This is a genomic window from Pseudomonas sp. PICF6 (assembly GCF_009831705.1).
In the GTDB taxonomy this organism is placed as follows: domain Bacteria; phylum Pseudomonadota; class Gammaproteobacteria; order Pseudomonadales; family Pseudomonadaceae; genus Aquipseudomonas; species Aquipseudomonas rhizophila.
This window is the reverse complement of the sequence record NZ_WUUD01000025.1, coordinates 36,014-55,143: the sequence shown is the minus strand read 5'-3', so window position 1 is coordinate 55,143 and position 19,130 is coordinate 36,014. Positions and strand designations below refer to the sequence as shown.

The window sequence follows — 19,130 nt, the reverse complement described above, 5'->3', positions numbered from 1 at the left end:
GCCTGCTCGCGATGAGGGCGTGTCAGTCAACGTGTTGTGACTGATAGACCGCTATCGCGAGCAGGCTCGCTCCCACAAAGGTTTTGCGCTGTGGCCTGGAAATCCAGGCAATAAAAAGCCCCGCCTCTGGAAAGAGGGCGGGGCTTTTTATTGGCTTGCTTTTGGGGAAGTTACTCTTCGCCCATCTGCGATTGCAGGTAGTTCTCAAGACCCACTTTGTCGATCAGGCCCAGTTGGGTTTCCAGCCAGTCGATGTGTTCTTCCTCGGACTCGAGGATGTCTTCAAGCAGTTCGCGGCTGCCGAAGTCGCCAACGCTCTCGCAATGGGCGATGGCGACTTTCAGGTCGGCGTGGCCGGCACGCTCGATCGTCAGATCGCACTTGAGCATTTCCTGAGTGTGTTCGCCGATGTGCAGCTTGCCCAGGTCCTGGACGTTCGGTAGACCTTCGAGGAACAGGATGCGCTTGATCAGCTTGTCCGCGTGTTTCATCTCGTCGATGGACTCGTGGTACTCGTGCTTGCCCAGCTTGTTCAGGCCCCAATCCTCATACATGCGCGCATGCAGGAAGTATTGGTTGATCGCGACCAGCTCATTGGCGAGGATCTTGTTGAGATGCTGGATGACTGTAACGTCGCCTTTCATGGTGAGGGCCTGCCCTGTAATAGCTGTGTATAGGGCTGAGTTTGAGCCGCACACTGACGAGTGTCAAACCTAAGTTATTGAATAATAAATGAAAATTAATCGGAATAAGAATGTTTGTGTTCCGCGTCTAGAGGCTAAGCGCTTGATTTAAAGGCATAAAAAAACCGGACATTGAGCCCGGTTCTTCAAGAAGCTGGATTTAAGCGGCAGTAAATTCTACCGGATAGGGAATCGAGGCCTGGGCCGTTTGCATTTTGGCAAGGGTTTCGCGAACCACTTCCTTGGCCAGGCACGCACATTTGCCGCATTGGCTGGCTACGCCGGTGGCCTGGCGGACTTCGCGGTAGCTGCAGCAGCCTTCATAGATCGCTTCGCGGATTTGTCCGTCGGTGACGCCAGTGCAGAGGCAAACATACATAAGTAAGAACCGTCGCTGGTTGTGACTCAATTGAGACGGATCTTAATGTTAACGAGAATGATTGTCAAAGTGGTTTCTGAAACCCTTGGGCCAGAGCTGACGAACGGTTTTTTATCCAGGGCCAATGAGGGGGCATGCCAAGGGAAAGGATTTTTGGACTCGCCGAAAAACCGTTGAAGACAGTCCAAATTCGCGGTGTATGATGATCGGCCCTTGCAAGCGGGTTCGTGTCACAGGGCTGTCGCCTGAGGGTGGCAGGCTGGCCCGGACCTTGTTTTCACGTTATTCACCAGGAGATATCCAATGAGCGTACTCGTAGGCAAACAAGCCCCTGACTTCACCGTCCCGGCCGTGCTCGGCAACGGCGAAATCGTCGACAGCTTCACCCTGTCCTCGGCCATCAAAGGCAAATACGGCCTGGTGTTCTTCTACCCGCTGGACTTCACCTTCGTCTGCCCATCCGAGCTGATCGCGCTGGATCACCGCATGGACGACTTCAAGGCCCGCAACGTTGAAGTGGTTGCCGTTTCGATCGACTCGCACTTCACCCACAACGCCTGGCGCAACACCCCGATCAACAATGGCGGCATCGGCCAGGTGAAATACACCATGGCTGCCGACATGAAGCACGAAATCGCCAAGGCCTATGACGTTGAGTCCGAAGGCGGCGTGGCCTTCCGTGGCGCGTTCCTGATCGACGACAAGGGCGTTGTCCGTTCGCAGATCATCAACGACCTGCCACTGGGCCGTAACATGGAAGAGCTGATCCGTCTGGTCGACGCGCTGCAATTCCACGAAGAGCACGGCGAAGTGTGCCCAGCCAACTGGAAAAAAGGCGACAAGGGCATGACCGCATCCCCTGAAGGCGTTGCCGCCTACCTGGGCGAGCACAGCGACAAGCTGTAAGCGCAACAGGCACAAAAAAACCGGCCCTCGATGGGCCGGTTTTTTTATGGGGAAGGATTTATCCCAATTGTTGAAAAACACCAGAAACAGCTGTGGGAGCAAAGCTTGCTCGCGATACAGGCGCCTCGGTATCTCTGGGACACCGTGTCGTTTTCATCGCGGGCAAGCCTTGCTCCCACCGTCCTGATGCTTACTCAGCACATCAGTCGTCGAAATCCTGCCAGCCACCCATTTCTTTCCAGCGATTGACGATGCCACAGAACAGCTCGGCGGTCTTCTCGGTGTCGTAGCGGGCCGAGTGGGCTTCACGGCCATCAAAGTCGATGTCGGCCGCCTGGCAGGCCTTGGCCAACACGGTCTGGCCGTACGCCAGGCCGGCAAGCGTCGCGGTGTCGAAGCTGGAAAACGGATGGAACGGGTTGCGCTTCATATCCAGGCGCGCCACCGCCGCATTGAGAAAGCCCAGGTCGAAGCTGCTGTTGTGGCCGACCAGGATCGCCCGTTTGCAGCCGTTGGCCTTCAAAGCCTTGCGCACGCCTCGGAAAATGTCCGTCAGGGCCGTCTCTTCACTCACCGCCATGCGCAATGGGTGATCAAGCTTGATCCCGGTGAACTCCAGGGCTGCCGCCTCGATGTTGGCGCCTTCGAACGGTTCGACGCGGAAGAAATAGGTGTGATCAGGGAACACAAAACCTTTTTCGTCCATGCCAATGGTGGTCGCAGCGATTTCCAGCAGCGCATCGGTGGCGGAGTTGAAACCGCCGGTTTCTACGTCGACCACGACCGGCAGGTAGCCCCGGAAGCGGGCTGCCATGGGGTGACGGGCAGCGCCCGAACCACCGTTGCCGTCCAGCTCGTCGTCGAAATGATCTTCACTCACACACTTTCCTCCAGCAGGCGCCAGCGCAGTTTTTCACCGGCGCGCAGCGGGATAACAGTCAGCTCGCCAAAAGGCAGGCTGGCGGGGGCGGTCCACTCGTCGCGAACCAGGGTAATACGATCGGTGTTCACCGGCAGGCCATAGAAGCGCGGGCCGTGGAGGCTGGCGAAGCCTTCGAGTTTGTCCAGCGCATTGCGCTGCTCGAACGCCTCGGCATACATCTCGATGGCGGCATAGGCGGTGTAGCAGCCAGCGCAACCGCAGGCCGCTTCCTTGGCGTGCCGGGCATGGGGCGCCGAGTCCGTGCCGAGGAAGAACTTGGCGCTGCCGCTGGTGGCAGCGTCGAGCAAGGCTTCTTGATGGGTGTTGCGCTTGAGGATCGGCAGGCAATAGAAGTGCGGCCGGATCCCGCCCACCAGCATATGGTTGCGGTTGTACAGCAGGTGATGCGCGGTAATGGTCGCGCCAACGTTCGCCGGGGCTTCGTTGACGAACTGCACGGCATCACCGGTGGTGATGTGTTCGAACACCACCTTGAGCGTCGGGAAGCGCTCCACGACACGACGCATGTGCTCATCGATGAAGATTTTTTCGCGGTCGAACACGTCGACGTCGCCACGAGTGACTTCACCGTGGATCAGCAACGGCATCCCGACTTCGGCCATGGCCTCCAGCGCCGGGAAAATCTTGTCGATGCTGGTGACGCCGGAGTCCGAGTTGGTGGTGGCGCCGGCGGGGTACAGCTTGGCGGCATGGACGAAGCCGCTGGCCTTGGCCTCGCGTATTTCTTCGGGCTGCGTACGGTCGGTGAGGTAAAGCACCATCAGCGGTTCGAAACGGCTGCCGGCCGGGCGTGCGGCCAGGATTCGCTGGCGATAGCCGTCGGCCTCGATGGCGTTGCGCACTGGCGGAACCAGGTTCGGCATGATGATTGCGCGCCCGAAGGTGCGCGCGACATCGGCGACGGTATGGGTCAACACAGCACCATCGCGAAGATGAATATGCCAGTCGTCGGGACGCAGCAGGGTCAGGCGGTCGGACATTGGGGGGCTTCCAGGCGGGTCAAACTCTGGGGAATGCTACCGGAAAAGACCGATTCAGGCACCCGCTATCAAGTTCTGGCGCAAGTTACCGATAGCTCCTACAGGTGTGCCACGAATCCGTAAGGCGCCCCGGACAGGCGTCATACTCTCAACGTGTGTCGATCTTTGTATAAAAGCCATTGGAGCCGCCCGTGCGCCAGCGTTATTTAGCCTTGCTCAGTGTGTTTGCCAGCCTTCCCGCCATGGCGCTCACTTTCCAGACCCGTCTGGAGAGCATTGAGTGGACGGTCGAAGGCGACAAGTTCGAGTGCCGGCTGAGTCAGCCGGTCACCGATTTCGGCAGCGGCGAATTCGTGCGCCGGGCCGGCGAGCAGGCGATCTTCCGGCTCAAGTCCCATAACCCGATGCTCGGTGGTGGTTCGGCCATCCTGCTGGCGGCCGCCGCGCCTTGGCAGCCGGGACGGGGCGACATCAACCTGGGCTCGGTCAGGCTCGGCAGCGGCGATGTGCTGTTCAACAGCTCTCAGGTCCAGGCGGGCCGCTTGATCAGCGGGCTGATGGAAGGGCGCAGCCCGGTGGTACGGCGTAACACTGGGGACGGGCGGGTTTCGGAAGTCCGGCTGCTGCCCGTGCGCTTCAACAAGGCCTTCAGTGATTACCAGGGCTGCGTGGCAAAACTGTTGCCGAAGAATTTCGAGCAGGTGAAGCAATCCCAGATCGGCTTTCCCGGCGAAGACGTTGAGCTCGATGCCCGGGCCAAGGCTCAGTTGCAGGTGATGATCGACTTCATCAAAGCCGACCCGACCGTCAACCATGTCGAACTCGACGGTCACTCCGACAATAGCGGCAATCGATTGACCAATCGTGAGCTGTCTCGTCGCCGTGCCCTGGCGGTCCAGGACTTCTTCAAGGCCAACGGCTTTCAAGAGTCGCAGATCACCGTGCGGTTCCACGGCGAACGTTACCCCCTGGTGCCCAACACCAGTGCCGCCAATCGCGCCAAGAACCGTCGTGTGGCCGTGCGCCTGGAGCGTGTGGCGGTGCCTGAAGCGCCGGCACCGCGGGCTACACCCGCCGCGCCCCCTGCCAAGGCTCCGACGCCGACCGCGACACCGGCCCAGCCCACTGCAGCCACCGCCGCGCGGACATCCTGACCCGTGAGGATCGTCGCGCGTTCGACATAATCTGTCGCTTCGTCGTCATAAGCTGTCGCGCCCCTGTAAATTATCCGCGCTGGACGTTAAACTTCCCGGCTTTCCGTACAACCCGTGGAGTGATGGCATGGCGGACGTAAACAAGGTCGTTCTGGCGTATTCCGGCGGCCTGGACACTTCGGTGATCCTCAAGTGGCTGCAGGACACTTATAACTGTGAAGTGGTGACCTTCACCGCTGACCTGGGGCAGGGCGAAGAAGTCGAGCCTGCACGCGCCAAGGCTCAGGCCATGGGCGTCAAAGAGATCTACATCGATGACCTGCGCGAAGAGTTCGTCCGTGACTTCGTGTTCCCGATGTTCCGCGCCAACACTGTTTACGAAGGCGAGTACCTGCTGGGTACCTCCATCGCCCGTCCGTTGATCGCCAAGCGCCTGATCGAAATCGCCAACGAAACCGGTGCCGACGCCATTTCCCACGGTGCCACCGGCAAGGGCAACGATCAGGTGCGTTTCGAACTCGGTGCCTATGCCCTCAAGCCCGGCGTGAAAGTCATCGCGCCGTGGCGCGAGTGGGACTTGCTGTCCCGTGAAAAGCTGATGGACTACGCCGAGAAGCACGCCATCCCGATCGAACGCCACGGCAAGAAGAAATCCCCGTACTCGATGGATGCCAACCTGCTGCACATCTCCTATGAAGGCGGCGTGCTGGAAGACACCTGGACCGAGCACGAAGAAGACATGTGGCGCTGGACCGTCTCCCCGGAGAAGGCTCCTGACACCCCGCAATACCTGGAGCTGACCTATCGCAACGGCGATATCGTCGCGCTGGACGGCGTGGAAATGAGCCCGGCCACCGTGCTGGCGACCCTGAACCGTATCGGTGGCGAACACGGCATCGGTCGTCTGGACATCGTCGAGAACCGTTATGTCGGCATGAAGTCCCGCGGCTGCTACGAGACCCCGGGCGGCACCATCATGCTGCGTGCTCACCGCGCGATCGAGTCGATCACCCTGGACCGCGAAGTGGCTCACCTCAAAGACGAGTTGATGCCCAAGTACGCCAGCCTGATCTACACCGGTTACTGGTGGAGTCCGGAGCGTCTGATGCTGCAACAGATGATCGATGCCTCCCAGGTCAACGTGAATGGCGTCGTGCGCCTGAAACTGTACAAGGGCAATGTCATCGTCACTGGGCGCAAGTCTGACGACTCCCTGTTCGATGCCAACATCGCGACTTTCGAAGAGGACGGCGGCGCTTACAACCAGGCCGACGCTGCTGGCTTCATCAAGCTCAACGCCCTGCGCATGCGCATCGCGGCGAACAAGGGTCGCAAGCTGTTCTGATCCTGGCTCCATGAAAACGGCCTGCCATGTGCAGGCCGTTTTTTTTGGGGGACCCTTTCCCCTGTGCTGCTCATTCGTTGTGGCGCTGTTTTGCGCGTTTGGATCGATTTGCCTCGGCCAGGCCTTCCGGTGCCCGGGGGATAACCAAAATGAACAGTCGTCGCTGTTTTTTCTGTGGATGAACAGTGATCAGCCATCCTTTGCCCTTGGGCGCCCGGCGGGAAAACCGTGCGCGCCGACAGCTTGAATCATCCATGATTTTCATGAAGTGTTTGCTCTTGCGAAAATCCGAGGGCGAATATAACGAGCGATAGTTAAAGTTCAGGGTGATAAAAAAAAGAAATAATAGATAGAACGGAAAGCTGATCAGAAACCAAAGGTAGTATTCACGGTCCTGATCGTCGAGGAAAGGCAGGGAGATGGCTGCCGAAGTCTCGGATAAAGTTGCGAATATAGCGATTAGCGTCATGGGGTTGGTGATGATTTTCGAAGGTTTGTTCATGGTGGATGCTCATAACATATTCAGGCTCGGTGATTGCATTAGGAAGGTGTGAGTAATTGATGAGTTCGCGGTGAAGGTATTGATCGTGGTGTCTCCTCATAAATGGGATTGAATAAATTTCGCTTATTCCTTATGTGAATTCAATTTTATTTAAATAAAACCATTGTGGTTGTGTTGGTAAATAATTCAGTTACTTTTTATGAGTCGAGTGTTTTTTCGCTATTTGGGGACGGGGGGGATGCAGAAAAAAGCGCTTGTTTAGAGGGGCGCGGATCCCCTGATGCATCCATTTGCCTCTGTAAACAAATTTATGGCGCATTATTTCCAAGGGGATTTGTAGGATTTTTCTGTATCGCTTGTAGGTTGCGTCTCTCGGTGCGAGCGGTCAGGGGGGGCGGCATGCCAAGGTAGAATTGACTAGGCTATTGTGCGTGCTCTAAAAATTCGAACAGCGAAGTTGGATTTGCCCATGAATAAAGTGCTGATCGTGGATGATCATCCCGTCATTCGTCTTGCTGTACGTTTGCTAATGGAGCGTCATGGATATGAAGTTATTGCCGAAACCGATAATGGCGTCGATGCGTTGCAACTTTCCCGTGAACTTATGCCTGATATCGTTATTCTGGATATCGGCATTCCGAAACTGGATGGACTGGAGGTCATCGCACGCCTGACCGCCAACCCTTCACCTTTGAAAGTTCTGGTGCTGACTTCCCAGGCACCTGGGCATTTTTCGATGCGCTGCATGCAGACGGGGGCAGCCGGTTATGTGTGCAAGCAGCAGGACCTCACCGAGTTACTCAGTGCAATCAAGGCGGTGCTGTCGGGGTACAGTTATTTCCCCAATCAGGCCCTGCATACGGTGCGTTCGAGTCTGGGTAACGCAAGCGAGTCCGATATGGTCGATCGACTGTCCGGGCGAGAGATGATGGTCTTGCAGCAACTGGCTCGCGGAAAGACCAACAAGGAAATTGCCGATGGGATGTTCTTGAGCAACAAGACCGTCAGTACATACAAGACACGCTTGTTGTTGAAGCTCAATGCCCGCTCGCTGGTTGATCTGATCGAACTGGCGCAGCGTAACGGGTTAGTGTGAGTTTTTCCGGCCGCGCGTACTCAGTAAAAAGCCTCCATTCGGGAGGCTTTTACGTGTCAGAGGTCAAAGTCGTAATCGGCCAGTTGTTTCTGCAAGCGGCGCTCTTCCAGCAGATTATCAATCGTGCGACGTTTGCTCAGATTGGTTTTCGCTGTTTCGACGACCACAGGTTCCACATCGTCGGCCTCAACGGCGATGAAATCGTCTTCTACATCCAGTTGTTCTTTGTCAGCACTCATGGGATCGACTCCAGGCTTAAACTGCCATTGGCGCTCCTTATATCGATAAACCACGGGCGGGTAAAAAAGATTTTTTCAATCGACAAATCAATAAAAGCAATAGCGCCTCAATCGTCGGAGGTCTTGTGCTTGTATTCGCATAAGTCCTCGATCCGGCAGCTGCCACAGCGGGGCTTGCGCGCCAGGCAGACGTAACGTCCGTGAAGGATGAGCCAGTGATGGGAATCGAGTAGAAATTCCTTGGGTACGAATTTCATCAGCTTTTTCTCCACCTCCACCACGTTTTTGCCCGGCGCCAGCCCGGTGCGGTTGCTGACGCGGAAAATGTGAGTGTCGACGGCCATGGTCAGTTGGCGAAATGCGGTGTTGAGCACCACATTGGCGGTTTTGCGACCGACCCCTGGAAGCGCTTCCAGCGCTTCGCGAGTCTGTGGGACTTCGCCGTTGTGGCGCTCGATCAGCAGGCGGCATGTCTCGATCACGTTTTTTGCCTTGCTGTTGAACAGGCCGATGGTCTTGATGTACTCGGACAGCCCTTCGACGCCCAACGCGTGGATCGCCTGCGGCGTGTTGGCCACCGGGAACAGCTTGGCCGTGGCCTTGTTGACGCCGACGTCGGTGGATTGGGCCGACAGAATCACCGCGATCAACAGTTCGAACGGCGAGCTGTAGGCCAGTTCGGTCTTCGGTTCCGGGTTGTCTTCGTGCAAGCGACGGAATATTTCCAGGCGTTTTGCTGCGTTCATGGGCGCGGCGTTTCCTCGATCGTTGAAGGGGGGCTGGCGCCCGTCCAGGCCTGGTGCGCTGCCAGCAACAGACCGAGCAGAATAAACCCGCCAGGGGCGAGCAAGGCCAGTGATATTGCGTTGCCAATCAGCTCGCGCAGGGCGCCCAAGCCGATCATCAGCAGGCCGAACACGCCTGCCAGCCTGAGATGTTCGGGCAGGCGTGAGCCGACGAAGATGTCGTCATGCTCCAGCGCCACACAGCTCAAAGCGATCCAGCCAATGTAAAGGCTCAGCGGCTGATACATTTCCAGCATCCAGGCCTGCGCCACCAGGCCTGCGCAAGCCGTCAGGGTGGCGGCCAGCACAATGGAGGCGAGCAGTCGCTGAGGCGCTGTCAGGTGGGACCGTACCAGCCCCATGGCCAAGCCATGGCCGGCACTGATCAGTACCCAGGCCAGCCATAAGCCCAGCGCGTTTGCCAGCGAATCGCTGGCGCCGACCAAGGGCACGAGCAGCAGGCCGCGGGTCAGGAGCAATGGCTTATTCATCAATGATCACTCCGGTCAGTTGAGCCTGATGCTCGTCGAAGTAACGCAGTGCATCGTGAACAGCCTGCAGGACTGATCGGGACGTGACGGTCGCGCCGGCCAGTTGATCGAACTGCCCCTGATCCTTTTTCAACGCCCAGCCGCTGTCGGTGGGAGCCTGGAGCGACTTACCGTTGAAGGATTGCAGCCAGGGATTTGGCCAGTCAGCGATGGCCGCGCCCAGGCCGGGCGTTTCCGACTGGCGCAGGGTTTTCACGCCCAGCAACCGCCCTTGCGGGTCGATAGCGACCAGCAATTGGATGCTGCCTTCATAGCCCAGTACCTGACTGCGTAACAACACTGCGCTGGGCAGGCCGGCGCGAGTCGCCAGGTATCCGCCCAGCAGCGTGCTATGGGCCAAGGTCACGGGGGCCGTTACGACAGGTTGTGCCAATGGCTGATTGTCGTATCGGTCGGTCGGCAGCACGTCGAGCAAGGTTCGGTTCGCAAGGTCTTGTTGCTGACCCTTGATGCGCCCTGCGGTGCTGAGCTGAGTCAGGTAAGTGGCCCCAATGCCGAGACCGATCAGCAAAGCCAGGATGGCAACGCCACGGTAGTTTTTCATAGGGGCTGCGACCTGTGTCGCGCCTCGGCGAAGCGCTCCAGTGCGGGCACGCCGAGGTTCATCAGCAGCACCGCAAACGCCACGCCGTCCGGGTAACCACCCCAAGTCCGGATCAGGTAAGTCAGCAGTCCCACGCCTGCGCCAAACAGCAGGCGAGCGAGGGGCGCTTTGGCGCCCGAGACCGGTTCGGTCACGATAAAAAACGCACCGAGCAGCGTCGCGCCCGTGAGCAGATGAAACAACGGCGAGCCATTGGAGTCGGAGCCCGATCCGTTCCAGCACAACAAGCTGATGATGAACAGGCCGGCGAGCATGCCCACCGGCGCGTGCCAGCTGAACACTCGTTGGTGCAGCAGGAACAGTCCTCCGGCCAGAAACGCCAGGTTGACCCACTCGACGCCGCGCCCACCCCAGCGTCCGAACGCCGGGTTGGCGGCGAACAGCTCATCGATGGTCAGGCTTTTGTTGATTCGCAGGCTGTCCAGGGCCGTTGCTGCTGCCCACCCATCAGGCCCAGGGTGAACCGCGAACACCTGTTGCAGGCCGTCGGACAGGCTCATGCCGTGGAGCGCCGGCCATTGATTGAGTTGCTGGGGAAACGCGATCAACACCAGGGCGTAGCCGAGCATTGCCGGGTTGAACGGGTTATTGCCGACACCGCCCCACAGGTGCTTGCCGAACAGCAAGGCGCAAGCCGTGGCTGTGACGGTCAGCCACCAGGGGCAATACGCTGGCAAGGCCAGCGCCAACAGCGTGGCGCTCACCAGCGCGCTGCCATCGTTGAGTGCCGGTTTGAGCGGCCGGCGCCGTAAGCGCAGCGCCAGTGCTTCGACGGCCAGTGCGCTAAGGCCCGCCAGCAACAGGTTGAACACCACGCCCCAGCCATAAAACCACGTCAACGCCAGAATGCCGGGCAGTGTCGCCAGTAGCACCCGCAGCATCGCCTGCTGCAGCCGTTCGTCCATCGGCTCAGGGAGCAACATGAGCATCCACCTGGCGTTCGGCGTCTTTCACCGCTTGCTCCAGGGGCTCTATTTGTTCATCCGACGCCCCTGCGGCCCTGGCCTTGCTGAGTTCGGCGCGACGCATCGCCAATTGGATCTTGGCCCGCTTAAGCTCGGCACTTTGAGTGGGGGCGGGAGTTGAGACAGCGGGCTGTAGCGTCCCTTCCAATTGCGTCAAGGCTTGTTGCGCCGCTTCGAACTGGCGCTGTAGCACGATCAATTGCGACTGTTGTTCGAAGGTCGGCGGGTGGCCGAATGCTTTCAAGGATTTGTTCAACTGCGCCCGGCTCATGGTCAGGTCGACCTTGGCTTTTTTCAAGGCCGCATCGGCGTTGGCGGCTTTTTGCGCCCGTACCCGCTCCAGTGCCGCTTGCACGGGGTCGACGGACTGGGTTTGGGGCTGTGAGGCGCGCTGTGTACGGGCCAGACGCTCGGCGAGACGCTGCTCCTCTTCGCGGCGCAGACGTGCGTTGCGCTGTTCGAAGCGCCGCCGGGCATGGTCGCGCTTGGCGGTGCGCGCTTGCTGCTCTTCGACGCTGAAGGCCAAGCCACCGACCACCGGCACCACGGTTGCCGTGGGCAATGGGTGCATTTCGATGCAGTCGACCGGGCAGGGCGCCACGCATAGATCGCAGCCTGTGCATTCGTCGACCAGGACGGTGTGCATCAACTTCGCCGCACCGACAATCGCGTCTACCGGGCAGGCCTGGATGCACTTGGTACAGCCGATGCATTCGGCTTCGCGAATAAAGGCGATCTGCGCCGGGGCTGAACCACGGCTGGTATCGAGCTCAAGCACGGGCACTTTCATCAGCTCGGCCAGGGCGGCGATGGTTTCACGGCCACCGGGCGGACATTTGTTGATCGGTTCGCCCTGGGCGATGCCTTCGGCGTAGGGCTTGCACCCGGGGTGGCCGCACTTGCCGCATTGGGTCTGCGGCAGCAGGGCGTCGATACGTTGAATCAGACTCATGCTTTGACCAGCCCGCGCAATCCAAGAAATGCCACCGCCATGAGCCCTGCGCCGATCAACAGGATCGGCAGGCCACGAAAGGGCCTGGGGATATCGTTATCGAAGGTGCGCTGACGCAAATCATCGAACAGGCTCAACACCAGCCAGAAACCCAGGCCGGCGCCCAGGCTCGCGGCGACGGTGAGGCCCAGGCCGTGGTCATTCCGGCTGTTGAGCAGCGTGATGCCCAGTATGCCGGCATTGCCCAGCAGCAGTGGCCACAAACCATCGAACGGCAGCGTCGGCAGCCAGCGCCCCAGCCAGTGGAGCAACGGTGCAATCAGCAACACACTCAAGGACAGCCATGCCAACAGGCGCAGCGAGGTCAGATTGGCCGGAACCAGCAGCCAGCGATCGATCAGATAACCCAAGGTGCCGACCATCAGCATCAGGCATGTCGTCGCCAGGCCCAGGGCGTGGACTTGCCTTCTTCCATTGGCCGCCAGCAGCGGATTGACGCCCAGCGGCCAATGCAACACAAGGTTGTTGATCAGGGCGGCGCTGAACAGTGTAAGAACGATTTCGGTCATGGGCGTGCTGGAACGAGAACCTGTCGTTAGAGGTTAGGCATTATCCGGCACACCGTCAGGGTGGGCCAGATATGAAAATCCCACAGTCGCCTGCCGGGCGACTGTGGGATCGGTACCGCGCGTGGTCGCGTTATTTGATCCGCTGACCCGGCTTGGCGCCGCTATCGGGGCTCAGCAGGTAGATTTCTTCACCGCCGGGACCTGCCGCCATCACCATGCCTTCGGAGATGCCGAAACGCATTTTGCGCGGCTTGAGGTTGGCGATCATCATCGTCAGCCGGCCTTCGAGCTTGGCCGGGTCTGGATAGGCGCTCTTGATGCCGGAGAATACGTTGCGCTGCTCATCACCGATGTCCAGCGTCAGGCGCAGTAGCTTGTCGGCGCCTTCCACGGCTTCAGCCTTGACGATCAGGGCTACGCGCAGATCGATGGCGGCAAAGGCGTCGAAATCGATCTCCGGCGACAACGGGTCCTTGGTCAGCTCGCCATTGCCGGCCGGGGCACCGGTGTCGGTCTGGCTGGCGGCCAGGTCTTCTTTCGAGGCGTCGGTCATGGCTTGCACCTTGGTGGCGTCGATGCGAGTCATCAGCGGCTTGAACTCGTTCAGTTGATGGTTGCTCAGCAGCGTCTGGTGATCGTCCCAGGTCAGCGGTGCGACGTTCAGGAAAGCTTCGGCATCGGCGGCCAGCAACGGCAGCACCGGCTTGAGGAAGATCACCAGTTGGCGGAACAGATTGATACCCAGGGCGCAGATCGCCTGGACTTCGTCCTGCTTGCCTTCCTGTTTGTTCAGTGACCACGGCGCCTTGTCGGCGATCCAGGCATTGGCGCGGTCGGCCAGGGCCATGATCTCGCGCATCGCCCGGGCAAAGTCACGGGCCTCGTAGGCTTCGGCGATGCTCGGGGCCGCCGCCAGAAAGGCCTCGGTCAGCTCCGGCGCGGCGTTACCGGCTACCAGTACACCGGCGTTGCCTTTGTGGATGAAGCCGGCGCAACGGCTGGCGATGTTGACTACCTTGCCCACCAGGTCGGAGTTGACCTTCTGCACGAAGTCTTCAAGGTTCAGGTCCAGGTCGTCCACGCCACGGCCGAGCTTGGCCGCGTAGTAGTAGCGCAGGTATTCCGGCGACAGATGGTCCAGGTAGGTCCGGGCCTTGATGAAGGTACCGCGGGACTTGGACATTTTCTGGCCGTTGACGGTCAGGTAGCCGTGGACGTTGATACCGGTCGGTTTACGGAAACCGGCCCCTTCGAGCATGGCGGGCCAGAACAGCGCGTGGAAGTTCACGATGTCCTTGCCGATGAAGTGATACACCTCGGCCGTGGAGTCCTTGCCCCAGAACGCGTCGAAGTCCAGCTCCGGCGTGCGGTCGCAAAGGTTCTTGAAGCTCGCCATGTAGCCGATGGGCGCGTCCAGCCATACGTAGAAATACTTGCCGGGCTCGCCGGGGATTTCGAAGCCGAAGTACGGCGCATCGCGGGAAATGTCCCACTCTTGCAGGCCGGAGTCGAGCCATTCGGCGAGCTTATTGGCCACCGCGTCGTGCAACGTGCCGCTGCGGGTCCAGGTTTGCAGCATCTCTTGGAAGTCCGGCAGCTTGAAGAAGAAGTGCTGGGAGTCCTTGAGCACTGGCGTCGCCCCGGAAATCGCCGATTTCGGGTCCTTCAGGTCGGTCGGTGCGTAGGTGGCGCCGCATTTTTCGCAGTTATCGCCGTACTGGTCCTCGGTGCCACATTTCGGGCAAGTGCCTTTGATGAAGCGGTCGGCCAGGAACATTTTCTTTTCCGGGTCGAAATACTGGGTGATCGAACGGGTCGCGATGTGCCCGGCGTCACGCAGCTTCAGGTAGATCTGGCTCGACAGCTCACGGTTTTCTTCGGCGTGAGTGGAGTGGAAGTTGTCGAAGTCCACCAGGAAATCGGCAAAGTCGGCGCTGTGTTCGGCCTGGACGTTGGCGATCAGTTGCTCCGGGGTGATGCCTTCCTTTTCCGCGCGCAGCATGATGGCCGAACCGTGGGCGTCGTCGGCGCAGACATAGATGCACTGGTTGCCGCGATGTTTCTGGAAGCGCGTCCACATATCGGTCTGGATGTATTCCAGCATATGGCCGAGGTGAATCGAACCATTGGCATAGGGCAGGGCGCTGGTGACGAGGATCTTGCGTGGCTCGGACATGGGGCTCGGCTACTTGATGAAACGGAGGTCGGCCACTATAAAGCGCTGGGAAATATATTTCACCCCACTGGCCTGTTTCCGGATGCATTGCTGGGGGCGGTATGGACACAACCTGTGGCGAGGGGATTTATCCCCGCTGGACTGCGCAGCAGTCCAAAATAGAGCACTCTGACACACTGTAGCCGCAGGTTTTAGGGCCGCTGCGCGCCCCAACGGGGATAAATCCCCTCGCCACAAAGGTGTTCGCGCGACAGTAATCAAGTCGCCACGCGGCAGCGTGGGGCGTAGGATAGCGGCCTGTTTTTCAAGTCTTGCTATCGGAGTTGCCCATGAGCGCCGTCAATCGCGCAGCGGTGGAAGCCGTTCTTCGCCAGTACACCGACCCTTACCTGAATCAGGACCCGGTCAGCGCCGGATGCGTGCGCACCATCGACATCCAGGGCGATCGCGTCAGCGTCCAGCTGGAAATCGGCTACGCCGCCGATCTGTTCAAGAGCGGGTGGGCGCAAATGCTGCAAATGGCGATCGAGTCCATGGACGGTGTAGCCAGCGCCAAAGTCGACGTCACCAGCGTGATCGCTGCTCACAAGGCCCAGGCGCAGGTGCCGGGGCTGGCGAACGTCAAGAACGTGATCGCCGTGGCCTCGGGCAAGGGCGGCGTGGGTAAGTCCACCACCGCCGCCAACCTGGCCCTGGCCCTGGCCCGTGAAGGCGCGAAGGTCGGGATTCTCGACGCGGACATATACGGCCCGAGTCAGGGCATCATGTTCGGCGTTGCCGAGGGCACCCGGCCGCAGGTCAAGGACCAGAAATGGTTCGTTCCGATCCAGTCCCATGGCGTGGAAGTCATGTCCATGGCCTTCCTGACCGATGACAACACGCCGATGGTCTGGCGCGGGCCGATGGTTTCCGGCGCCTTGCTGCAACTGGTGACGCAGACCGCCTGGGGCGATCTGGATTACCTGGTGATCGACATGCCGCCAGGCACCGGGGATATCCAACTGACCCTGGCGCAGAAAGTCCCGGTGGCCGGTGCGGTGATCGTCACCACGCCGCAGGATCTGGCCCTGCTGGACGCCCGCAAGGGTGTGGAGATGTTCCGCAAAGTGAACATCCCGGTACTGGGTGTGGTGGAAAACATGGCCGTGCACATCTGCTCGAACTGCGGACATGCCGAGCATCTGTTCGGTGAAGGCGGCGGAGAAAAACTGGCGAGCCAGTACGGCGTCGAACTGCTGGCCTCGCTGCCGCTGTCGATGCTGATTCGCGAGCAGGCTGACGGCGGCAAACCCACGGTCATTGCCGAGCCGGACAGCCAGATCGCCATGGTCTATCAGGAACTGGCTCGCCACGTCGGCGCGCGGATCGTGCTGCAAGAGGCTGCGTCACCGGCGATGCCGAACATCACCATGAGCGACGATTGAATAAGCCGTAACACAATCCATTGTGGGAGCGAGCCTGCTCGCGATAGCGGTGTATCAGTCACATCAAAGTTGACTGACCCGGCGCCATCGCGAGCAGGCTCGCTCCCACAGTGGTTGTGTGTCGGTTTTTAGATCCGCAACCCGCCATCCATCTCCAGGATCCGGCCGGTGTAATAGTCGTTCTCGAAGATGTACGCCGCCGAATGGGCGATCTCCTCGGGTTTGCCCATGCGCTTGAGCGGGATGCCAGAGGTCATTTTTTCCAGGGCTTCGGGTTTCATGCCCAGGGTCATTTCGGTTTCGATGAAGCCCGGCGCGATGCCGGCGACACGGATGCCGTAGCGTGCCAGCTCTTTGGCCCAGGTCACGGTGGCGGCCGCCACGCCGGCCTTGGCCGCCGAATAGTTGGTCTGGCCGACGTTGCCGGCGCGCGAGATCGACGAAATGTTGATGATCGCGCCGCTGTTCTTCAGCTCGACCATTTTCGCTGCCACTTCGCGGGTACACAGGAAGACACCCGTGAGGTTGACGTCAATCACCGCCTGCCACTGGGCCAGGCTCATTTTGCTCATTTCGCCGTCCTTGACCTTGAGCAGCAAGCCGTCGCGCAGGATCCCGGCGTTGTTGATCAAACCGTGAATCGCGCCGAAGTCCTCGGCGACCCGGGCGACCATGTCGCTCACTTGCTCCTCATTGGCGACGTTGCACAGATAAGCCCGGGCCTCGACACCCTTGGCCACGCAGGCGGCAACCGCCTGGTCGAGTTTTTCCTGATTGAGGTCCACCAGGGCGAGCTTGGCGCCTTTGCCGGCGAAATACTCGGCCATGGAGCGGCCCAGACCCTGGCAACCGCCGGTGATAATGATTACTTTGTCGGTGAGTTGCATTGGCATGTCCAGATTGCAGAGCGGTTGGAGGATGTCCTTTTACTGGCCTCTCGATCTGCGACGGCGTAGCCCGGTTGCACACGAGAACTGCCTAAAGGCGCGCTGGTACTTTGCTCCAGTCGCCTGACCGTTTCCAGACGGATTTGATCAAAGGAGTCATAAATTGAGCGTTGAAGCTGCCAAGCATGCACGAGAATTGCTGCTCAAGGAATACCGTGGAGTGCTCTCCACCCATTCCAAATCCATGCCCGGTTTCCCGTTCGGCTCCGTGGTGCCCTATTGCCTGGACGACCAAGGCCGTCCACTGATCCTGATCAGCCGTATCGCCCAACACACCCACAACCTGCAAAAAGACCCCAAGTGTTCAATGCTCGTAGGTGAGCGGGGGGCCGAGGATGTGCAGGCCGTAGGGCGCCTGACTTATCTGGCCGAGGCGCGCAAGCTGGAAGACAACCTCGCCATCGACGCCGCCGCTGAGCGTTACTACCGTTATTTCCCGGAGTCGCAGAACTACCACAAGGCCCATGACTTCGATTTCTGGGTGCTCAACCCGGTGCGTCATCGTTACATCGGTGGCTTTGGGGCCATTCACTGGATCGACCAGATCACCCTGGCCAACCCCTTCGCCGGCAAGGCCGAAGCCAGCATGATCGACCACATGAATGCCGACCATGCCAAGGCCATCGCGCATTACGTCGAGCTGGCCGGTCTGCCCGCCACCGAACCTGCGCAACTGGCCGGTATCGACAGCGAAGGCATGCACTTGCGGATCGGTCAGGCCCTTTACTGGCTGGCATTTCCAGCGCCTTGCAATACGCCGACACAAGTGCGCGAAGCCTTGGTTTATCTGGCTCACGCCGAGCAATGGCCAAAAAATGCTGAGGCTGACGCTTGAATTCACGAAAGGGCGACGTCATTTAGGGTTTGATAGCAAGGCATTCTTGCGTTGAGGAACCTTTTGATGCGCCCTTTTTTGTTGCTCTTTCTGCTGTTCCCGGTGTTGGAGCTGTTCGTATTCGTCAAGGTCAGCGGGGCGATCGGGTTTTTCCCGGCGCTGCTGCTGGTCATTCTCGGCTCGATGCTCGGCGTGTTCGTGCTGCGCATCGCCGGCCTCGCCACGGCTCTGCGTGCCCGTGAAAGCCTGAACCGTGGCGAGCTGCCTGCCCAGACCATGCTCGAAGGCCTGATGCTGGCCTTGGGTGGCGGTCTGTTGATCCTGCCTGGCTTCATCAGCGATGTGCTGGGCCTGGTCATGCTGCTGCCGTTCACCCGTCGGTTGCTGGCCAATAAAATGCGCCAGCGTGCCGAAGAACAGGCGATTCGCCAGCGAGCCTTCGCCGACGACCTTCAGCCCCGTGGCGGGCCGCCTCCACGAGAACCTGTGGGCCGCGAACCGGATGTGATCGAAGGCGAGTTCGAGCACCGCGATACCAAGTAAAACCAGCGACACGGCACCTTCGGGTGCCGTGTTCGTTTTCGGCTTCGTGAAGTAAAAAATTTTCTACCCGACCCTTGAAATCGGCTTGTACGCCCTTATGTATGGGTCACCGCAAGGTTTCCGGTGGCGACACTGGACAGACTTCCGCGGTTCGCTTGACGAACCGCATCCGGCTCCGCCGGCTTTTGTTAAACCCGCCGGGACTACACCGGCCGATGAAAACCAAAATTAGGAGAGATCGACAATGAAGCTTCGTCCTCTGCATGACCGCGTCGTCATCCGTCGCAGCGAAGAAGAGAAGAAAACCGCTGGCGGTATCGTCCTGCCAGGTTCGGCTGCTGAAAAAGCCAACCACGGTGAAGTTCTCGCTGTAGGCCCAGGCAAGGCTCTGGAAAACGGTGAAGTACGTGCGCTGGCCGTGAAAGTGGGTGACAAGGTTGTGTTCGGCCCTTACTCCGGCAGCAACACAGTGAAAGTCGACGGCGAAGACCTGCTGGTGATGAGCGAGAACGAAATCCTCGCTGTCCTGGAAGACTGATTCCCCCGCTCATT

The 19,130-nt window shown here is 59.6% G+C and carries 21 protein-coding genes and 1 pseudogene; 8 read left to right on the top strand and 14 right to left on the bottom strand.

What is annotated here, in order from left to right; genetic code table 11:
• Positions 1-170: 170 nt before the first annotated feature.
• Complete coding sequence (gene bfr, locus GSM73_RS16245; RefSeq protein WP_047227020.1) at positions 171-644, bottom strand: bacterioferritin; 474 nt, start codon at positions 642-644, stop codon at positions 171-173.
• 199 nt (positions 645-843) lie between these two features.
• The gene (locus GSM73_RS16240; protein ID WP_047227019.1) at positions 844-1,062 is read right to left on the bottom strand and encodes a bacterioferritin-associated ferredoxin; all 219 of its coding nucleotides are present in this window, start codon (positions 1,060-1,062) and stop codon (positions 844-846) included.
• A 303-nt stretch (positions 1,063-1,365) separates the two neighbouring features.
• Here GSM73_RS16240 and GSM73_RS16235 point away from each other — a divergent pair, with 303 nt between their 5' ends.
• On the top strand, positions 1,366-1,968 hold the full coding sequence (locus tag GSM73_RS16235; RefSeq protein ID WP_003204949.1) for a peroxiredoxin: 603 nt from the start codon (positions 1,366-1,368) through the stop codon (positions 1,966-1,968).
• Between the two features lie 202 nt (positions 1,969-2,170).
• On the opposite strand, the gene rnt is transcribed toward GSM73_RS16235, so the two are convergent.
• Positions 2,171-2,848: a ribonuclease T gene (gene rnt, locus GSM73_RS16230; RefSeq protein ID WP_047227017.1), complete on the bottom strand. Its 678-nt coding sequence runs from the start codon at positions 2,846-2,848 to the stop codon at positions 2,171-2,173.
• Positions 2,845-3,891, bottom strand: coding sequence for a dihydroorotase (gene pyrC / locus GSM73_RS16225; protein ID WP_047227016.1), 1,047 nt, complete (start codon positions 3,889-3,891; stop codon positions 2,845-2,847). The genes rnt and pyrC overlap by 4 nt, the downstream gene beginning before the upstream one ends.
• Positions 3,892-4,082: 191 nt before the next feature.
• Here pyrC and GSM73_RS16220 point away from each other — a divergent pair, with 191 nt between their 5' ends.
• Both GSM73_RS16220 and GSM73_RS16215 read left to right on the top strand, forming a co-directional pair.
• Positions 4,083-5,045 carry an OmpA family protein gene (locus GSM73_RS16220; RefSeq protein ID WP_160893232.1) on the top strand — a complete coding sequence of 321 codons (963 nt, stop codon included), beginning with the start codon at positions 4,083-4,085 and terminating at the stop codon, positions 5,043-5,045.
• Between the two features lie 127 nt (positions 5,046-5,172).
• Entirely contained in the window at positions 5,173-6,390 is a 1,218-nt protein-coding gene (locus tag GSM73_RS16215; protein ID WP_024779511.1) for an argininosuccinate synthase, read from the top strand.
• A 244-nt stretch (positions 6,391-6,634) separates the two neighbouring features.
• Here GSM73_RS16215 and GSM73_RS16210 read toward each other — a convergent pair.
• Positions 6,635-6,892 (bottom strand): annotated as a pseudogene (locus tag GSM73_RS16210) (hypothetical protein); the annotation flags it as partial.
• 469 nt (positions 6,893-7,361) lie between these two features.
• Between GSM73_RS16210 and GSM73_RS16205 the strand changes: the two are divergent.
• Positions 7,362-7,988: a response regulator transcription factor gene (locus GSM73_RS16205; RefSeq protein WP_047227014.1), complete on the top strand. Its 627-nt coding sequence runs from the start codon at positions 7,362-7,364 to the stop codon at positions 7,986-7,988.
• A gap of 56 nt (positions 7,989-8,044) precedes the next feature.
• Here GSM73_RS16205 and GSM73_RS16200 read toward each other — a convergent pair whose 3' ends face one another.
• From GSM73_RS16200 to metG, 8 genes are all read right to left on the bottom strand, one after another.
• Positions 8,045-8,227 carry a PA3496 family putative envelope integrity protein gene (locus tag GSM73_RS16200; protein WP_047227013.1) on the bottom strand — a complete coding sequence of 61 codons (183 nt, stop codon included), beginning with the start codon at positions 8,225-8,227 and terminating at the stop codon, positions 8,045-8,047.
• Between the two features lie 107 nt (positions 8,228-8,334).
• On the bottom strand, positions 8,335-8,973 hold the full coding sequence (gene nth, locus GSM73_RS16195) for an endonuclease III (protein ID WP_047227012.1): 639 nt from the start codon (positions 8,971-8,973) through the stop codon (positions 8,335-8,337).
• Positions 8,970-9,503, bottom strand: a complete 534-nt coding sequence (locus tag GSM73_RS16190; protein ID WP_047227011.1) for an Rnf-Nqr domain containing protein — start codon at positions 9,501-9,503, stop codon at positions 8,970-8,972. The genes nth and GSM73_RS16190 overlap by 4 nt, the downstream gene beginning before the upstream one ends.
• Positions 9,496-10,107 carry an RnfABCDGE type electron transport complex subunit G gene (locus GSM73_RS16185; protein ID WP_160893230.1) on the bottom strand — a complete coding sequence of 204 codons (612 nt, stop codon included), beginning with the start codon at positions 10,105-10,107 and terminating at the stop codon, positions 9,496-9,498. Before GSM73_RS16185 ends, GSM73_RS16190 begins: the two co-directional genes overlap by 8 nt.
• Positions 10,104-11,090: an RnfABCDGE type electron transport complex subunit D gene (locus GSM73_RS16180; protein WP_160893228.1), complete on the bottom strand. Its 987-nt coding sequence runs from the start codon at positions 11,088-11,090 to the stop codon at positions 10,104-10,106. The genes GSM73_RS16185 and GSM73_RS16180 overlap by 4 nt, the downstream gene beginning before the upstream one ends.
• Positions 11,077-12,084 (bottom strand): electron transport complex subunit RsxB, encoded by a 1,008-nt coding sequence (gene rsxB / locus GSM73_RS16175; RefSeq protein ID WP_160893226.1) that lies wholly within the window; start codon positions 12,082-12,084, stop codon positions 11,077-11,079. The genes GSM73_RS16180 and rsxB overlap by 14 nt, the downstream gene beginning before the upstream one ends.
• Positions 12,081-12,653: an Rnf-Nqr domain containing protein gene (locus tag GSM73_RS16170; RefSeq protein ID WP_160893224.1), complete on the bottom strand. Its 573-nt coding sequence runs from the start codon at positions 12,651-12,653 to the stop codon at positions 12,081-12,083. The genes rsxB and GSM73_RS16170 overlap by 4 nt, the downstream gene beginning before the upstream one ends.
• A 130-nt stretch (positions 12,654-12,783) precedes the next feature.
• Entirely contained in the window at positions 12,784-14,829 is a 2,046-nt protein-coding gene (gene metG, locus GSM73_RS16165) for a methionine--tRNA ligase (RefSeq protein WP_047227006.1), read from the bottom strand.
• A gap of 329 nt (positions 14,830-15,158) precedes the next feature.
• Between metG and apbC the strand changes: the two genes are divergently transcribed.
• Positions 15,159-16,253, top strand: coding sequence for an iron-sulfur cluster carrier protein ApbC (gene apbC / locus GSM73_RS16160; protein WP_107321989.1), 1,095 nt, complete (start codon positions 15,159-15,161; stop codon positions 16,251-16,253).
• 128 nt (positions 16,254-16,381) lie between these two features.
• Here the strand turns inward: apbC and GSM73_RS16155 are convergent, their stop codons facing one another.
• The gene (locus GSM73_RS16155) at positions 16,382-17,140 is read right to left on the bottom strand and encodes an SDR family oxidoreductase (protein ID WP_047227004.1); all 759 of its coding nucleotides are present in this window, start codon (positions 17,138-17,140) and stop codon (positions 16,382-16,384) included.
• Between the two features lie 163 nt (positions 17,141-17,303).
• On the opposite strand from GSM73_RS16155, the gene GSM73_RS16150 reads away from it, so the two are divergent.
• The 3 genes from GSM73_RS16150 to GSM73_RS16140 all read left to right on the top strand — a co-directional run bounded on the left by GSM73_RS16150 (position 17,304) and on the right by GSM73_RS16140 (position 19,116).
• Complete coding sequence (locus tag GSM73_RS16150) at positions 17,304-18,035, top strand: HugZ family protein (protein ID WP_076383714.1); 732 nt, start codon at positions 17,304-17,306, stop codon at positions 18,033-18,035.
• A gap of 66 nt (positions 18,036-18,101) precedes the next feature.
• Positions 18,102-18,578, top strand: coding sequence for an FxsA family protein (locus tag GSM73_RS16145; RefSeq protein WP_047227002.1), 477 nt, complete (start codon positions 18,102-18,104; stop codon positions 18,576-18,578).
• Positions 18,579-18,822: 244 nt separating this feature from the next.
• Positions 18,823-19,116 (top strand): co-chaperone GroES, encoded by a 294-nt coding sequence (locus GSM73_RS16140; protein WP_047227001.1) that lies wholly within the window; start codon positions 18,823-18,825, stop codon positions 19,114-19,116.
• Positions 19,117-19,130 lie beyond the last annotated feature (14 nt).

Coding starts and splice junctions, on each gene's coding strand:
- bfr (WP_047227020.1), bottom strand. CDS start 644: ATGAAAGGCGACGTTACAGTCATCCAGCATCTCAACAAGATCCTCGCC.
- GSM73_RS16240 (WP_047227019.1), bottom strand. CDS start 1,062: ATGTATGTTTGCCTCTGCACTGGCGTCACCGACGGACAAATCCGCGAA.
- GSM73_RS16235 (WP_003204949.1), top strand. CDS start 1,366: ATGAGCGTACTCGTAGGCAAACAAGCCCCTGACTTCACCGTCCCGGCC.
- pyrC (WP_047227016.1), bottom strand. CDS start 3,891: ATGTCCGACCGCCTGACCCTGCTGCGTCCCGACGACTGGCATATTCAT.
- GSM73_RS16215 (WP_024779511.1), top strand. CDS start 5,173: ATGGCGGACGTAAACAAGGTCGTTCTGGCGTATTCCGGCGGCCTGGAC.
- GSM73_RS16205 (WP_047227014.1), top strand. CDS start 7,362: ATGAATAAAGTGCTGATCGTGGATGATCATCCCGTCATTCGTCTTGCT.
- GSM73_RS16200 (WP_047227013.1), bottom strand. CDS start 8,227: ATGAGTGCTGACAAAGAACAACTGGATGTAGAAGACGATTTCATCGCC.
- nth (WP_047227012.1), bottom strand. CDS start 8,973: ATGAACGCAGCAAAACGCCTGGAAATATTCCGTCGCTTGCACGAAGAC.
- GSM73_RS16190 (WP_047227011.1), bottom strand. CDS start 9,503: ATGAATAAGCCATTGCTCCTGACCCGCGGCCTGCTGCTCGTGCCCTTG.
- GSM73_RS16185 (WP_160893230.1), bottom strand. CDS start 10,107: ATGAAAAACTACCGTGGCGTTGCCATCCTGGCTTTGCTGATCGGTCTC.
- GSM73_RS16180 (WP_160893228.1), bottom strand. CDS start 11,090: ATGTTGCTCCCTGAGCCGATGGACGAACGGCTGCAGCAGGCGATGCTG.
- rsxB (WP_160893226.1), bottom strand. CDS start 12,084: ATGAGTCTGATTCAACGTATCGACGCCCTGCTGCCGCAGACCCAATGC.
- GSM73_RS16170 (WP_160893224.1), bottom strand. CDS start 12,653: ATGACCGAAATCGTTCTTACACTGTTCAGCGCCGCCCTGATCAACAAC.
- metG (WP_047227006.1), bottom strand. CDS start 14,829: ATGTCCGAGCCACGCAAGATCCTCGTCACCAGCGCCCTGCCCTATGCC.
- apbC (WP_107321989.1), top strand. CDS start 15,159: ATGAGCGCCGTCAATCGCGCAGCGGTGGAAGCCGTTCTTCGCCAGTAC.
- GSM73_RS16155 (WP_047227004.1), bottom strand. CDS start 17,140: ATGCAACTCACCGACAAAGTAATCATTATCACCGGCGGTTGCCAGGGT.
- GSM73_RS16145 (WP_047227002.1), top strand. CDS start 18,102: ATGCGCCCTTTTTTGTTGCTCTTTCTGCTGTTCCCGGTGTTGGAGCTG.
- GSM73_RS16140 (WP_047227001.1), top strand. CDS start 18,823: ATGAAGCTTCGTCCTCTGCATGACCGCGTCGTCATCCGTCGCAGCGAA.